This window comes from Cryobacterium cheniae, assembly GCF_004403395.1.
In the GTDB taxonomy this organism is placed as follows: Bacteria; Actinomycetota; Actinomycetes; order Actinomycetales; family Microbacteriaceae; genus Cryobacterium; species Cryobacterium cheniae.
In genome coordinates this window covers 72593-86941 of record NZ_SOGN01000041.1, presented here as the reverse complement: position 1 = coordinate 86941, position 14349 = coordinate 72593, and the positions used below count along the sequence as shown (strand labels likewise).

Annotated in this window: 13 protein-coding genes; 4 read left to right on the top strand and 9 right to left on the bottom strand. The window is 69.4% G+C overall.

Annotation, left to right across the window (positions count from 1 at the left end; genetic code table 11):
* Window positions 1–61: 61 nt before the first annotated feature.
* The 3 genes from E3T23_RS09080 to E3T23_RS09070 are packed head-to-tail and all read left to right on the top strand — an operon-like array spanning window position 62 to window position 2551.
* The gene (locus E3T23_RS09080) at window positions 62–922 is read left to right on the top strand and encodes an ADP-dependent NAD(P)H-hydrate dehydratase (RefSeq protein ID WP_134370055.1); all 861 of its coding nucleotides are present in this window, start codon (window positions 62–64) and stop codon (window positions 920–922) included.
* Window positions 923–973: 51 nt separating this feature from the next.
* The gene (locus E3T23_RS09075) at window positions 974–2212 is read left to right on the top strand and encodes a glycosyltransferase 87 family protein (RefSeq protein ID WP_166806260.1); all 1239 of its coding nucleotides are present in this window, start codon (window positions 974–976) and stop codon (window positions 2210–2212) included.
* A 3-nt stretch (window positions 2213–2215) separates the two neighbouring features.
* Window positions 2216–2551: a thiamine-binding protein gene (locus E3T23_RS09070; RefSeq protein ID WP_134370053.1), complete on the top strand. Its 336-nt coding sequence runs from the start codon at window positions 2216–2218 to the stop codon at window positions 2549–2551.
* A gap of 70 nt (window positions 2552–2621) precedes the next feature.
* Here E3T23_RS09070 and E3T23_RS09065 read toward each other — a convergent pair whose 3' ends face one another.
* The 7 genes from E3T23_RS09065 to E3T23_RS09035 all read right to left on the bottom strand — a co-directional run bounded on the left by E3T23_RS09065 (window position 2622) and on the right by E3T23_RS09035 (window position 11437).
* Window positions 2622–3308, bottom strand: a complete 687-nt coding sequence (locus E3T23_RS09065) for a response regulator transcription factor (protein ID WP_255570704.1) — start codon at window positions 3306–3308, stop codon at window positions 2622–2624.
* A 51-nt stretch (window positions 3309–3359) separates the two neighbouring features.
* Complete coding sequence (locus E3T23_RS09060) at window positions 3360–4667, bottom strand: hypothetical protein (RefSeq protein WP_134370052.1); 1308 nt, start codon at window positions 4665–4667, stop codon at window positions 3360–3362.
* Window positions 4664–5833 (bottom strand): sensor histidine kinase, encoded by a 1170-nt coding sequence (locus tag E3T23_RS09055; protein WP_134370051.1) that lies wholly within the window; start codon window positions 5831–5833, stop codon window positions 4664–4666. Before E3T23_RS09055 ends, E3T23_RS09060 begins: the two co-directional genes overlap by 4 nt.
* A gap of 100 nt (window positions 5834–5933) precedes the next feature.
* A complete protein-coding gene (locus E3T23_RS09050; RefSeq protein WP_134370050.1) occupies window positions 5934–7427 on the bottom strand; it encodes a DUF4389 domain-containing protein in 1494 nt (497 codons plus the stop codon).
* Window positions 7428–7553: 126 nt separating this feature from the next.
* Entirely contained in the window at window positions 7554–8780 is a 1227-nt protein-coding gene (metX, locus tag E3T23_RS09045) for a homoserine O-acetyltransferase MetX (protein WP_134370049.1), read from the bottom strand.
* Between the two features lie 38 nt (window positions 8781–8818).
* Complete coding sequence (locus E3T23_RS09040; RefSeq protein WP_134370048.1) at window positions 8819–10150, bottom strand: bifunctional o-acetylhomoserine/o-acetylserine sulfhydrylase; 1332 nt, start codon at window positions 10148–10150, stop codon at window positions 8819–8821.
* A 117-nt stretch (window positions 10151–10267) separates the two neighbouring features.
* On the bottom strand, window positions 10268–11437 hold the full coding sequence (locus tag E3T23_RS09035; RefSeq protein WP_134370047.1) for an acyltransferase family protein: 1170 nt from the start codon (window positions 11435–11437) through the stop codon (window positions 10268–10270).
* A gap of 26 nt (window positions 11438–11463) precedes the next feature.
* Here E3T23_RS09035 and E3T23_RS09030 point away from each other — a divergent pair, with 26 nt between their 5' ends.
* Window positions 11464–12243 carry an SDR family oxidoreductase gene (locus E3T23_RS09030; protein ID WP_134370046.1) on the top strand — a complete coding sequence of 260 codons (780 nt, stop codon included), beginning with the start codon at window positions 11464–11466 and terminating at the stop codon, window positions 12241–12243.
* 79 nt (window positions 12244–12322) lie between these two features.
* Here the strand turns inward: E3T23_RS09030 and E3T23_RS09025 are convergent, their stop codons facing one another.
* Together E3T23_RS09025 and E3T23_RS09020 are read right to left on the bottom strand one after the other, a co-directional pair.
* Complete coding sequence (locus E3T23_RS09025; protein ID WP_134370045.1) at window positions 12323–13966, bottom strand: solute symporter family protein; 1644 nt, start codon at window positions 13964–13966, stop codon at window positions 12323–12325.
* Complete coding sequence (locus E3T23_RS09020; protein ID WP_134370044.1) at window positions 13963–14322, bottom strand: DUF485 domain-containing protein; 360 nt, start codon at window positions 14320–14322, stop codon at window positions 13963–13965. The genes E3T23_RS09025 and E3T23_RS09020 overlap by 4 nt, the downstream gene beginning before the upstream one ends.
* Window positions 14323–14349 lie beyond the last annotated feature (27 nt).

Sequence of the window (14349 nt, the reverse complement as noted above, 5' to 3'; positions counted from 1 at the left end):
GAGTCGGCGCCGGCGGGCATCCGGCCGGCCCGAAGCACTCAAAACAACCTATCGTGAGTGCATGAGCGAAACACGGGGATGGCTGGACTGGGACGACGCCCGGGCGCGGGAATGGATCGCGGTTCCCGGGGCGGACGACGACAAGTACCGCCGGGGCGTGCTGGGCGTGCGGACGGGCTCGGACGAGTACCCGGGCGCCGCGGTGCTCGGAGTCGAGGCGGCTCTCCGCACCGGCGTCGGCATGGTGCGCTATCTCGGCCCGAGGCGACCGTCCGAGCTCGTGCTGCACCGCAGCCCGGAGGCCGTCACCGCCGCCGGGCAGGTGCAGGCCTGGCTGCTCGGCTCCGGCCAGGACGCCGCCGCGCGTGACCGGGTGACCGAGGCCGCGCTGCTCGGCGCCCTGGCCGAGGGGCTGCCCACGGTCTGCGATGCCGGAGCGCTCGACCTGGTCGGCCGGGCGACCGGGCCCGTCGTGATCACCCCGCACTATCGCGAACTGGCGCGTCTCCTCACCGGGCTGCGCTCCCCACAGGGCGAGTCCGTGGCCGGCTCCGAGGTGGCCGCGGCGCCGGGGGAGTGGGCCGTACGCGCCGCGACCGGCCTCGGCGTGACGGTGCTGCTCAAGGGCAGCGTCACCTGGATCGCGGCGCCCGACGGCACCCGGCTGACGGTGTCGAAGGCGCCCTCCTGGCTGGCGACGGCCGGGTCGGGGGACGTGCTCGGCGGCATCCTCGGCGCCCTGCTGGCCACGCATTCCCGGACCATCCAGACGGATGTCTCCGCGCCGGCCCGTCTTGCGGCGACGGCCGCCCTGGTGCACGCCCGGGCCGCGGCCCGGGCCTCCAACGGCGGCCCGATCACCGCGCTGGACATCGCAAGCGCGGTGCCGGCCACGATCGCGGACCTGCTCGCCCCGCGCTGACCGCGGGCGGCGGTGCGGCGGCGGAACGGCGGCGGTGTGGGAAGGTGGAGCGTGCCCGAATCCGTCGTAGACCGCCGGGGCGCCGGCCACGGGGTGCCGGTGCCGCGAACGCTGCTGTGGGCCGGCTTCGCGCTCGTGCACGGTGTGCTCTGGTGGCTCTGTTTCGCGTCCCCCGGTTGGCCGCTGGGCGACGTGGAGGTCGTCTACCTCGGCTGGGCGACCGACGCGGCGTCCGGTGTCGACGTCGTGGGCATCACCACCGGCTTCGTCTACCCGCTGCTGGCACTCCTGCCGGTTTTGGCGCCGCTCGCTTTCGGCCCCGACCTCTACGCCGCCGCCTGGCTCGGCCTGGTGACCCTGCTGAATGCGGGGGCCTTCGCGCTGCTGCTCGGGCGGGGCCAAGACCGGCGGGGCCTCGGTGCGGCGGCCTGGTGGCTGGGTTTCCTGCTGCTGCTCGGTCCCGTCGCCCTCGCCCGGATCGATGCGGTCACCGTGCCGCCGGCGATTGCCGCACTGCTGATGGTCGGCACCCGCCCGGTCTGGGGCACCGTGATGCTGACCCTGGCCACCTGGGTGAAGATCTGGCCGGTGGCCCTGATCCTGGCGCTGTTCTCGGTGTCGAAAGACCGCTGGCGGGTGCTGGCCGCGGCAACCGGGACCAGCCTGGTCATCGTCCTGGTGGCGCTCGGCCTCGGCAGCGGACCGAACGTGCTCAGCTTCGTCAGCGCGCAGACGAACCGCGGGATCCAGATCGAGTCCCCCGTCGCCGGCATCTGGATGTGGCAGGCGGCCTTGGGGATGCCGGGCAGCTACCTCTACTACGACCAGCAGATCCTCACCTTCCAGATCGTCGGCACCGGCACCAACGTCGCCATCGCGGCGATGACCCCGCTGCTCGCCCTCAGCGTGTCGGCCGTGCTGCTGCTGGCCTGGCAGAGGGTGCGCGCGGGCGCCCGGGCGGCCGACCTGTTCCCGCCGCTGGCGCTGGCTCTGGTCCTGGTTCTGATCGTCGTCAACAAGGTCGGCTCACCGCAGTTCACGACCTGGCTGGCCGCGCCCCTCATCCTCGGGCTGTTGGTGCGGGGGAGCGGCTGGCGGGTCCCGGCCGTGCTCGGGCTCGTCATCGCGGCCCTGACCCAGCTCGTCTACCCGCACGTCTACGACTTGCTGCTCGCGGCAGACCCGGTCATGGTACTGGTGCTGACCGTGCGCAACGCGCTCGAGGTCGTGCTGCTCGGTTGGGCCGTGTGGCAGATCCGGTTTCCATCCACCCTCGATCAGAAGGAGTAACCCATGCTGGTTGCATTCTCCGTCGCCCCGTCCGGCACCCACGATGACGACGGGTCCCTGCACGACGCGGTCGCCGCGGCCGTGCGCATCGTGCGCGCATCCGGGTTGCCCAACCACACCGACTCGATGTTCACCACCATCGAGGGTGATTGGGACGAGGTCTTCGCGGTGGTCAAGGCCGCCACGGAAGCCGTCGGCGCCTGGGGGCCGCGGGTGTCCCTGGTGCTCAAGGCTGACATCCGGTCCGGCCGCAGCGGGGAGCTGACCGGGAAGGTCGAGCGCCTCGAGGCGGCCCTGGCCGGGCCCGCGTCATCGCCCGCCGCCACCCCTGCCCCGTAATCCGGCGGCGGCCGTGCCGCGTTCAGCAGCCGGGGCCGTTCATTCGCCGGGTCGTTCCGGAGTGCGGGCGTCAGTCGGTCTGGAGCAGGATGCCGTCGTGGATGGCGCGCTTGCGCAGTGCGACTTTGGTGCCCACGTCGAAGCCCGCCAGGCGGTACTTCTCACGGATCCGCTTGAGGTAGCTCTTCGCGGTCTCCTCGGAGATGCCGAGCTGGTGCGCGACGGCCTTGACCGGCTCGCCCGCGCCGTAGAGGGCCATCACCCGGCGCTCCTGCGCGCTGAGGCGGGGTGAACCTCCGTTCGCGCCGTTGTTGAGGGCCTCGTCCAGTTCGGCCGAGATGAAGGAGTCGCCGTCGTGGGCCGCGCGGATCGCTTCGACGATCATGGTCGCCTCTTCGCTCTTGACCAGGTAGCCGAGTGCGCCGGCGGCCAGCGCCTCGCGCACGAGCCCGGGCTCGGAGTAGGTGCTCATCAGCACGGTCTTCACGCCGGCCGTCTTGAGGGTCGAGATCTTCAGTGAGACCGGGATGTTGTCTTTGAGGTCGAGGTCGAGGAGCACGACGTCGACGGGGAATTCGGGGTGGGTGAGCAACTCGGGCCAGGTCGTGACGGCGGCGACCATGTTGATGTCGTCCGCGGCCCCCCGGATCCACTCGGTGAGGGCCCCCAGCAGCATGCGGTGGTCGTCGACGAGGGCCAGCCGGATGGGGTTGTCCCTGCTCGGTGCATCGACGCTCAATGTGGTTGTGTTCGTCACTTCTGTCTCCTTGTGCTTCTGGCCCCGACTGAGAAGCTCAACGGCGTCGTTCTACGGAGCCGAGGCGTCCGCCGGATTATCGATACTGCATTCGATTTCCACGTGCAGACTTCCGTCCCGGTTGGAATCGACGTGAGGGCCGACTATTCGGATAGCTTGCCACGTCTCGGGGTCCACTCGACGCCGTGGCACACCCGTCGTGGTCAATTCGATCGGAAATCGTAACTTCTGCCGAGCCGTGACGCCGTGCGTGGGTCGGATCGGGCCGAGAGAGAGCGAAACGGATGCCTCGGCGCGGGTTGTGTCGCTGATCAGCAGCCAGATCGTGCGAAGAAGGGCATCACGCTGGTCCGGGTCGAGCATGCCGGCCAGTCCCGACGGATCGTGGAGGTCGACGGACGGTCCGAGGAACTCGGACTCCGTGATCGCGTGGTGCAGCCAGGTCTGCCGTCGGCCTCGGATCAGGTGCAGGCGCAGCTGCGTGGCCAGGGCTGCCGCCGTCGTCGACTTCTCGGCGCTCAGCGGCAGCGCCGTGCGTCCCTTCGCAACATCGTCGAGCAGGGTCTCCGCGTCGAGGTCGATGCGGGCGAGTTCCTCGGAGGCGAACATCCCCACCGCGAACTGAGGCTGGGAGATGGTGCTCTGCACCAGCACCAGGTCGAGCTCGCGCTGGGCCATCCGGCGGAAACCCCGCACCGTGGCGACGCCGAGCAACGGAGGCAGGACGGCGAGGCTGATCGTCAGGAGGTCGGGAGCGAAGGTGAGCGGGTCGGCTCGTTCTGCGGTGAGGGCCCCGAGGACGAGCACCAGGCCGAGCGCCAGCGCGGCCGAGACGAGGTCCCGGCCCCGGCGCACCGTGGCCAGGGAAATGAGCAGGGTGCCGACGGCGGCGGCGGCCGTCGGATGGATGCTGGAGTCGGCTTCGCCCCACGAACCGCTCAGGTCGAGCGCCACCACGGCGGCGCCGCAGGCGAGGGCCGTGGCGAAGAGCCAGTCCGGCATCCGGGCGGAGAGGCGCTGCACGGTGATCAGGGACAGTACCGTGATCGTCATCAGGACGGCCCAGGCGATCAGGCTGGGCGTCGGGTCGGAATACTCGAACAGCTGCACCGCGAACTGCCCGAACAGGAACAGGGCGATGAAACCGCCGCTGAATGACAGGCCGATGCCGAGGTGGCGGCCACCCAGGCCGTTCTGGTTGGCCCGCGTGGTCTGCTCGGTCCGTTCGGGGCGGCGGAAACTGCGCCGGCGTTCCCGGCGCCCGTGGCGGGCCTGGTCGCCCGGCTGATCGGACCCGCCCGCCGGCGCTTCCCGGCGCACGTCGCCGCGGAGGCCATCGAGGATGCTGGGGCCGCTCACTTGGGAACCTCGAGCACGACCGTGGTGCCCGAGCCGGGGGAAGAGAACAGGCGGGCGTTGCCGCCCACGTCGCGCAGGCGGGCCACCACGGACTCGGCGAACCCGAGTCGTTCGGCGCTGACGCCGCTGAGGTTGAAGCCGACCCCCGCGTCGGTGACCATGGCGCGCACGGTCGTGTCGTCATCCGTGATCGTCACGTCGGCGCGGTCGACGCCGGCATGACGTCGCACGTTCTCCAGGCACTCGCCGAGGGCGAGGAGGAAGGAGTCGAGCACCTCGCTGGGCAGGAGGACCTGCCCGGAGCCGTGCCAGTCCACGGCGAGGCCCATCCGCCCGAATCTCTGCTTGACCGATTCGAGGGTGCTGCCGAGCGTTGACTCGGTGGCCGGCTCGAGCGTGTACACCCCGGAACGGCGCGGGGCAGGGAGTCCGCCGAGCCGCAGCTGCCGCAACAGCCGGGCGTCGTCGCCGGCCTGCTGGCGCAGCGCCGCCGGGCTGACGCCGACGCCGGAGTGCGCGAGGAGGGTGAGGGTGGCCAGCACGGTGTCGTGCAGCAGCCGGGCATCCTGCCGTCGTTGAGCGTCGAGCTCGCTGGCATGGCGCTCGGCCAGGTGGGCTCGGCCGATGAAGGCGATGCGCTGCATGACCCGCGGCACGCTTTCGGACAGCCACCAGGCGACCAGGGCGATTGCGAGCCAGACGCACACCGTGAGCAGAAGCGGCACCGTTGCGTCGTCCGAGGCGCGGGTGGCGGCCAGCACGCTGGCCACGGTCGCGCTGAACGCGGTGACCAGCACCAGCAGACGGGAGGCGCTGACGACGAGAACGAGGGCGACGCAGCTGAGGGCTCCGGCGGCGATGCCGCCGATGACGGCCTGCTCGACCAGATTCAGCCCGGTGGCCCGCTGGCTCGACCAGCCCACCAGCAGGATCACGGCGATGCCGGAAACCAGGATCAGGGCGACCCAGCGCATCCGGCCGGACCGGCCGAGCAGGTACTGGCCGGCCACGAGCAGAAGGAGGAGCGGCAGGCACCGGGCCAGGGTGCTCACGGTCAGGCCGCCCGGGACGAGCATCGCGAGAAGCGCGGCGGCCGAGCCGGCGAGACCGCAGAGACGAGCCGCTCTACGGAGCAGACGGTCACGTTCCTTGTAGATCCGTTGCATAGCGGTCGACTCACCCCCCGATACCCTCTACACAGCACCCTACCGGCCCGGTGCTTGTTCCCCAGCGTGGCCCGCGGTATCCACCGGCGCCGGGAGAAGGTCAGGACGTGCTTGCCGGTGCAACAGCAGGGGGTTCGGCGGGCGCCGCGGGGGTGACCGCGGCGGGAGCGTGAGCATCGCCGCCGCCCTGGTCGAGGCGGAACGGCGGGTACTCGTCGCGGAACAGGGAGGTGTAGACGGCCACCCGGAAGATCCAGCGGTCGATGCCGAGGATCAGATCGAACAGGCTGCGCCGGTACCGGCCGGTGAAGAGGAGGATGACGGCGGCGATCAGCACCAGCACCCCGATCAGCGAGGGGACGCTGTTGGAGACCCAGGCGCCCTCGGCGTACCGCCAGGTGGTCGCACTGCCGGTGAAGGCCGCCACGATCAGCAGGTGCGGAATCGCCAGCAGCCACCACTTGACCAGCACGAGTCCGTTCGAGAGGCGCTCCGGGTAATCGACCTGCAGGTCGGCCGGGTAGGCGTCCGACGACGCCAGGCTGAACGGCGGGTACCGGTCGGTGCCGAGCGCCGAGTAGGCGTAGAAGGACACCCGCCAACTCCAGCGCAGCACGCCGACGTTGTAGTGGAACAGGGACCTCGGGTACCGGCCGGTGAACAGGATCGCGAACCCGGCGACGATGGTGGAGACGAAAAACCCGAACCAGAGGAACAGCAGCACCACCACATGCGGGAAGATCAGGATCCACTTCACCAGCCAGAGCCAGCGGGACAGCCCCTCGTCGAGGGTCCCGGTCAGCCGGGCGGGGAATGTCCGATCACCGGGATAGGCGGGCGCCGCGGCGACCCCGGGCGGTCCTCCGACCGCCGGTCCGGCGGGTATCGCTGCTCCGACGGAGACGCCCGGTGCCGGGCCGGGCCGGGCCGCGGGCGAGGTGCCCCGGCCCAGCCCGATCGCGCCGAGCACGGTCAGCACCAGGCCGATGAGGAGGATGAACAGCCCGAGCAGCAACAGACCCACGGCCAGCGGGCCGAGGAACCCGAAGCGCACCCCGGCCTGGAGCGCGACCGAGACGCCGGGACTCGCATCCGCGTTCATCACGACGATGGCCCAGTTGCCGCTGGTCAGGTCCCAGTCGATTTGCTGAGTGCCGGGGCCCTCGGCGGCGGAGGCCCAGAAGTCCTGGTCGCCCGGGGCTGCGGGGGCGCCGCTGCCGGGGATGTCGCGGTACACCGCGCGGAAGGGGCTGACGCGCAGGCTGCGCAGCTCGGTGTGATTCACCCCGGCCAGGTAGCGGTCGACGTCGGCCTGCGGGGCGACGCCGATGAAGACGTCCTGTGCGGAGGTGGAGGCCGCGCGGAGCCGGAGGCTGCCGATGTTCGCGGGGACGTCCTGGATCTCGATCGGGCCCATCCGGGGCGAGGTGAGCGCGTACGACTGCACGGAGAACGAGCGGGCGGGGCTGGTGAGGTAGCCGTCGTCGCCCTGCGCGTTGACCACGGCGGTCGTCGCCCCGGCCAGGGCCAGCGAGAAGCCGAGCAGGGAGAGGATCGTGCCGAAGATCAGCAGGATGACGGAACCGGGTTTCATGGCGAGTGTCCTCTCATCGGGTACGTCTCGATTCAGGGTACGTCTCATTCACGGGCACGACACGGTGCTCTGCTGTGCCTTCGTTCCGTGGCCTGCCTGTCAAAGTCGTCTTGATCCGGGACGGTGTCAAGCCCGACGCGGGGGAGCCGGCCGGGTCAGGACGCGCAGGAGCTGCGAGCCGATGGCCTCGTTCTCGATCAGAAAACCGTCGTGGCCGAAGCCGGAGCGCAGCGTGACGGCATCCGTGTCGTCGATGTTGCCCGGCAGGTGCCGGGCGATGACTTTCTGGCCCTCGAGGGGGAAGAGCCGGTCGCTGTCGATGCCGACGATGACGCTCACCGCGGTGATGCGGGCCAGGGCGGCTGCGACACCGCCGCGGCCGCGGCCGATATCATGCGAGTTCATCGCTTCGACCAACACGATGTAGCTGTTCGCGTCGAAGCGCCGGGTGAACTTGTTGCCGTGGAAATCGAGGTAGGACTCGACGGCGAACCGGCCACCCGCGCCGACGGGGCTGATCTCGCTCTGCCAGCCGCGCTCGAAGCGCAGGTTCAGTTCCTCGGGGCTGCGGTAGTTGAGCAGGGCCATCCGCCGGGCCAGGGCGAGGCCGCGGGTCGGGCCGTCGCCCTCGGCGGCATCGTAGTAGTCGCCGGACTGGAAGAACGGGTCGCTGCGGATCGCTTCGATCTGCACCGAATTCAGCGCGATCTGGTCGGCGGTCGTCACCGGCGGTGCCGCGAGGATGGCCAGGCGGGACACCCGGGAGGGGTGTTCGATGGCCCACTCGAGCGCGTGCATCCCGCCCATCGAACCGCCGACGACGGCGGCCCAACGGTGGATGCCGAGGAGATCGGAGAAGGCGACCTGGGCGGCCACCTGGTCGCGAATGGTGAGGTAGGGGAAGCGGATGCCCCATTCGGAGCCGTCGGGTGCGAGGGAGGCCGGACCGGTGCTGCCCTGGCAGCCGCCGATCATGTTCGGGGCCACCACGAACCAGCGGTCGGTGTCGATGGCCAGGCCGGGGCCGACGATCCCGCTCCACCAGCCCGCGGTCGCGTGGCCGTCGCCGGCCGGGCCGGCCAGGTGACTGTCCCCGGTGAGGGCGTGCAACACGAGCACCGCGTTGTCGCCGTTCGGGGACAGCTCGCCCCACGTCTCGTAGGCGACCCGCACGGCACCGAGGCTGCCGCCCGCCTCGAAGTGCAGAGGGCCGACGTCGAGGAAACGGCGGTTCCCCACGGGGTCGCCGTCGCGCCACGCACCCGTCGCCGGGGGTTTGCCGAGCAGCGATCGCGCCTGGGCTTCGGTCACGAAACTCGACGGGACGGTGTCTGCCGAATATTGCCAGTCCATAGGCCCCTATTCTGCCGGGTGAACGGCCACCAACCGGTCTAGGCGTTGGCGCGGGATGCCTGCACGACCGCCCGGGCGGCCGCCAGCCCGGTCTCGAGGTCGGCCGTCAGGTCGGCGAGGTTCTCGATGCCGACGGAGAGGCGCACCAGGCCCGGCGTCACACCGGCCGTGAGCTGCTGCTCCGGGGTGAGCTGCGCGTGCGTGGTCGAGGCCGGGTGGATCACGAGCGACCGCACGTCGCCGATGTTGGCCAGGTGGCTGAACAGGGAGAGGTTGTCGACCAGGGCGCGGCCGGCATCCACCCCACCCTTCAACTCGAACGACAGCACGGCGCCGACGCCGCGGGGCGCGTACGTGTTGGCGGCGGCGTACCACGGGCTCGACGGCAGGCCCGCGTAGTTGACCGAGGCGATGTCCGGGTGGTTCTCGAGCCACTCGGCGATGTTCTGGGCGTTCTGCACGTGGCGTTCGATGCGCAGGCTGAGCGTCTCGATGCCCTGGATGAGTTGCCAGGCGCTCGCCGGGGCGATCGCGGAACCGAGGTCGCGCAGCAGCTGCACGCGCGCCTTGACGATGTAGGCGATGCCGTCGCCGACCGCGCCCGTGTAGCTGACGCCGTGGTACGACGGGTCAGGCTCGGTGAGACCGGGGAATTTCTGCACGTTCTGGGACCACTCGAAGTTGCCGCCGTCGACGATGACGCCGCCGATGACCGCGCCGTGGCCGCCGAGGAACTTGGTCGCCGAATGGATGACGATGTCCGCGCCGTGCTCGAACGGGCGGATCAGGTAGGGGGTCGCGATGGTGCTGTCGACGATGAGCGGAACCCCGCCGGCGTGCGCCACATCGGACACCAGGCGGATGTCGAGCACGTTGATCTTGGGGTTGCCGATGGTCTCGGCGAAGAACAGCTTGGTGTTGGGGCGCAGCGCCCGGCGCCACTCCTCGGGGTCGTCCTGGTCTTCGACGAAGGTCGTCTCGATGCCCAGCTTGGCCAGCGTGTACTTGAACAGGTTGTAGGTTCCGCCGTAGATCGAGCTCGACGAGACGATGTGGTCGCCGGCCTGGGCGATGTTCAGCACCGCGAAGGTGGAGGCGGCCTGGCCCGAGGCGAGGAGCAGGGCAGCGGTGCCGCCTTCGAGGGCGGCGACGCGCTCCTCGACGACGGCCTGGGTCGGGTTCATGATGCGGGTGTAGATGTTGCCGGGTTCGGCCAGCGCGAACAGGTCCTGCGCGTGCTGGGCGTTGTTGAACACGTAGGACGTGGTCTGGTAGATCGGGGTGGCCCTGGCGTTGGTGGCCGGGTCGGGCCGGGCACCGGAGTGCACCTGCTTGGTTTCGAACTTCCAGTCTGCAGCGGTGTCGCTCATGAGGTGGTCTCCCGGGTGTTCCTCGACGAGCGTGGACCCTCCAGCGCTCTGAATGCGAGTTTAGGCAGGGGGTCGCCGGCGCGGCAACGGACTCCGAAACACAGCGTCACGAAGCGGTCAGCGCGGTGCGTCCGGCGGCGTCGCAGCGGGCGGGGTGACGGGCGGCGGCTCGGGTGTTGGTTCGACGATCGGCTCCAGGTGCGGCAGGACGATCGTTCCCGTGTCCGTTCGCGCCTCCTTACGGAACAGCCACCGGGCGCGCGGCTCGACCAGCGGGTGGAACACGGTGCGCACCACCCGCTGCGAGAGGGCGATGGAGATCAGCACGCTGAACACGATCATCGCGGGCAGCACCCAGCCCGGCTGGGGTCCGCCGAGCACCCCGGTCTCCCGGAGAGGGAACAGCACGAAACTGTGCAGCAGGTAGATGTACATGGTGGCCGCGCCGAAGGTCGTGAACCAGGTGCGCCGCCGGGGGATGAGCAGCAGGAACGCCACGATGAGGGCGAACGCGAGCAGCATGAGACCCAGACGGATGCCACCGGCCCACAGCTGGTCGTAACCGAACGTGGGGTAGGCCTCGTTGTAGAGCAGGAACTGGCGGACCTGCGCCTCGCGCAGGGAGTCGATGTTCGCCACGATCACGCCCAACAGCGCCGTGAACAGCGTGATCGCGCCGATCCGCCAAATCCCCACTGCGGAGGCGTGCAGCCCCAACCAGCGGTCGGTGATCTTCCACTGGCGCAACTGCCAGCCGAAGACGAAGAACGGCAGCAGGCCGAGCGTGCGGGACAGGGCGAAGGTGCTGTCGATCGACGCGAAGTAGCCGGCCCCGACGGAGATGATCATGCTGATCATCACCGGATGGCGCAGCAGCACGAGAAAGGGCAGGGCCAGGCGCCAGACCAGGATGGCGATCAGGAACCACAGCGTCCAGGAAGGGGTCGAGTAGTCCAGCCGGAATTCGCCGCCGAGCAGCCAGCGCACCACGGTCCAGATCGTCTCGAAGATCAGATAGGGGAGAACGATGTCGGTGACCAGCCGGTGCAGTTGGCGGGTGCCGAGCGGCCCCGACCTGGCGAAGTAGCCGCTGACGGCGACGAACAGCGGCACGTGGAAGGCGTAGACGAACAGATAGAACTCATAGGCGACATCCGACTCGGAGATCAGTTTCAGGATGGCGTGTCCGACCACCACCAGGGTGATGGCGATCCACCGCGCGTTGTCCCAGAGCGGCACCCGTTGTTCCGGCGCGGGCGGTGTTTCGGTTGCGCGTGGATTCGTCATGCTGCGTCTCCGACCAGAATGGAGCCATGGGTACAAAAAGAGTCGTTGTGACCGGTGCGAGTTCGGGGATCGGCGCCGCCACGGTGCGCCTGTTCCGCCAGCGGGGCTGGGATGTGGTGGGGGTGGCCCGACGCGCCGACCGCCTCGCGGCGCTGCAGGCGGAGACCGGGGCGCGGGTCTTCACGGCCGACCTCACCCGGCAGGCCGACGTGGACGCCCTGCGCGACTTTCTCGCGTCGTCCGGGCCGGTGCACGCGCTGGTCAACAACGCTGGCGGCGCGGTGGGGCTGGACACCGTCGAGGACTCGAAGGTCGAGGACTGGGCCTGGATGTTCGAGATCAACGTGCTCGCGGTCAAGCGGGTCACGAGTGCCCTGCTGCCGCTGCTGCGCGCCGCCATTCGGGCGGAGGGCGGCGCCGCCGACATCGTCACGGTCACGTCCATTGCCGGTCATGTCGCCTACCTCGGAGGTGGAGGGTACAACGCGGCGAAGTTCGCCGCGCACGCCCTGATGGAAGTATTGCGCCTGGAATTGAATGGAGAGCCGATCCGGGTCATCGAGGTTGCCCCCGGGATGGTACAGACCGAGGAATTCGGGCTGGTGCGCTTCAACGGTGACGCGGAGAAGGCCGCCGCGGCCTACGCCGGGGTGCCGAATCCGCTCACCGCCGAAGATATTGCCGAGACGATCGTGTCGAGCGTCGAACGCCCGGCCCACGTCAACCTGGACCTGATCGTGATCAAGCCTCTCGCGCAGGCGGCCCCCACGAGAATCACGCGGGAACCGCTGGCTCCCAAAAACTGACGCGCGGACGACACTACTCCCCCCGGCTGGGGTACAGCCGAGGGGAGTGGTGGTCGTGCCGGTCGGTCTCTGTGTGCGTCTAGTGCTCGGAGGCCTTCTCGGCGCCGAAGCCGGTCATGGACCGCACCGACATCTCCGCAGCCAGCAGCGGGTCTTCCTTGCGGGTGCTGGTGACCGAACCGAGCCAGCCGAGGAAGAACCCGACCGGGATGGAGATGATGCCGGGGTTGCTGAGCGGGAACCAGGCGAAGTCGACGCCTGCACCGAACATCGACGTCTCCGTGCCGGAGAAGACCGGCGAGAAGATGATCAGCCCGACGGTGACCGCGAGGCCGCCGTACATGCTCCACACGGCGCCGCGGGTGGTGAATCCGCGCCAGAAGAGCGAGTACAAAATGGTCGGCAGGTTGGCGCTCGCCGCGACGGCGAAGGCCAGGGCCACCAGGAAGGCGATGTTCTGCCCCTGGACGCCGATGCCGCCGGCGATCGAGAGGATTCCGATCACGACGACGGTGCGGCGAGCAACCTTGACCTCGGCGTCAGGGTCACCCTTGCCCTTTTTGATCACGCTCATGTAGATGTCGTGCGCGAAGGAGGTGGCGGCGGTGATCGTGATCCCGGCCACCACGGCCAGGATCGTGGCGAAGGCGATGGCGGAGATGAAACCGAGCAGCAGCGGTCCGCCGAGGGCGAGGGACAGCAGCGGCGCGGCCGAGTTCACGCCGCCGGGAGCGGCGAGGATGGTGTCGGCTCCGACGAGGGCGGCGGCACCGAAGCCGAGCACCAGGGTGAACAGGTAGAACGCGCCGATCAGCCAGATCGCCCAGACGACCGAGCGACGGGCTTCCTTGGCGCTGGGCACCGTGTAAAAGCGCATCAGCACGTGCGGCAGGCCCGCGGTGCCGAGCACCAGGGCGATGGCCAGCGAGACGAAGTCGAGCGGGTTCTCGCCGTACTTCAGGCCGGGCACCAGGATGGCGTCGGCCGGCACGCTCGTGGAGGCCGCGATGGCCGAGTCCAGAAGTGCCGAGAAGTTGAAGCCGTTGATGGCCAGCACCCAGACGGTCATCGCGAACGCGCCGATGATGAGCAGGAAGGCCTTGATGATCTGCACCCAGGTGGTGCCCTTCATCCCGCCGATGAGCACGTACATGATCATCAGGCCGCCGACGACGGTGACCACGACCGACTGGCCGATCTTGTCGTTGATGCCGAGGAGCAGTGACACGAGGCCACCGGCTCCGGCCATCTGGGCGAGGAGGTAGAAGAAGCACACGGCCAGGGTGGTCGTCGCCGCGGCCACGCGCACGGGGCCCTGCCGCAGACGGAAGGAGAGCACATCCGCCATGGTGTACTTGCCCGTGTTGCGCATGAGCTCGGCCACCAGCAGCAGGGCGACGAGCCAGGCCACGAGGAATCCGATCGAGTACAGGAAGCCGTCATAGCCGCTGACCGCGATCGCCCCGACGATGCCGAGGAATGACGCCGCGGAGAGATAGTCGCCGGCGATGGCGAACCCGTTCTGCGGTCCGGTGAAGGACCGGCCGCCGGTGTAGTAGTCGGCCGCGGTCTTGTTGTTGCGCCCGGCCCGGATGACGACGATCAGCGTCACGGCCACGAAGGCCAGGAAGATCGAGATGTTCAGCACGGGGTTGTTCTCCGTGGGTTCGACCGCCTGGGCCAGCCGGCCCGGCAGCGACTGCAGAATGCTGGGTGCGATCATTTCTTGTCCATCTCCTCAAGCTCGGCACGCAGCTCGGCCCCGAGGGGGTCGAGACGGCGGTTCGAGTACGACACGTACCACATGGTGATGGCGAAGGTGGTGACGAACTGGCCGAGTCCGAGCACCAGTCCGAGGTTGAACTTGCCGAAGACGGGGATCGCCATCACCTCGGGCAGGTAGGCGGCCACGAGCACGAAGGCGAAATACCAGATGAAGAAGAACGCGGCCAGCGGCAACACGAATCCGCGCCGCTGCTTCTTCAGCTGGATGAACTTCGGCGTCTTCTCATACGCGACGTAGTCGATGGTGGACGGTTCTACTCCGTCCGAGAGTTTGTCTTGCAATGATTCCGTCATGCGGGCTCCTTTGCTCCGGTGAAGGTG

Coding starts and splice junctions, on each gene's coding strand:
- E3T23_RS09080 (WP_134370055.1), top strand. CDS start 62: ATGAGCGAAACACGGGGATGGCTGGACTGGGACGACGCCCGGGCGCGG.
- E3T23_RS09070 (WP_134370053.1), top strand. CDS start 2,216: ATGCTGGTTGCATTCTCCGTCGCCCCGTCCGGCACCCACGATGACGAC.
- E3T23_RS09055 (WP_134370051.1), bottom strand. CDS start 5,833: ATGCAACGGATCTACAAGGAACGTGACCGTCTGCTCCGTAGAGCGGCT.
- E3T23_RS09050 (WP_134370050.1), bottom strand. CDS start 7,427: ATGAAACCCGGTTCCGTCATCCTGCTGATCTTCGGCACGATCCTCTCC.
- metX (WP_134370049.1), bottom strand. CDS start 8,780: ATGGACTGGCAATATTCGGCAGACACCGTCCCGTCGAGTTTCGTGACC.
- E3T23_RS09040 (WP_134370048.1), bottom strand. CDS start 10,150: ATGAGCGACACCGCTGCAGACTGGAAGTTCGAAACCAAGCAGGTGCAC.
- E3T23_RS09035 (WP_134370047.1), bottom strand. CDS start 11,437: ATGACGAATCCACGCGCAACCGAAACACCGCCCGCGCCGGAACAACGG.
- E3T23_RS09030 (WP_134370046.1), top strand. CDS start 11,464: ATGGGTACAAAAAGAGTCGTTGTGACCGGTGCGAGTTCGGGGATCGGC.
- E3T23_RS09025 (WP_134370045.1), bottom strand. CDS start 13,966: ATGATCGCACCCAGCATTCTGCAGTCGCTGCCGGGCCGGCTGGCCCAG.
- E3T23_RS09020 (WP_134370044.1), bottom strand. CDS start 14,322: ATGACGGAATCATTGCAAGACAAACTCTCGGACGGAGTAGAACCGTCC.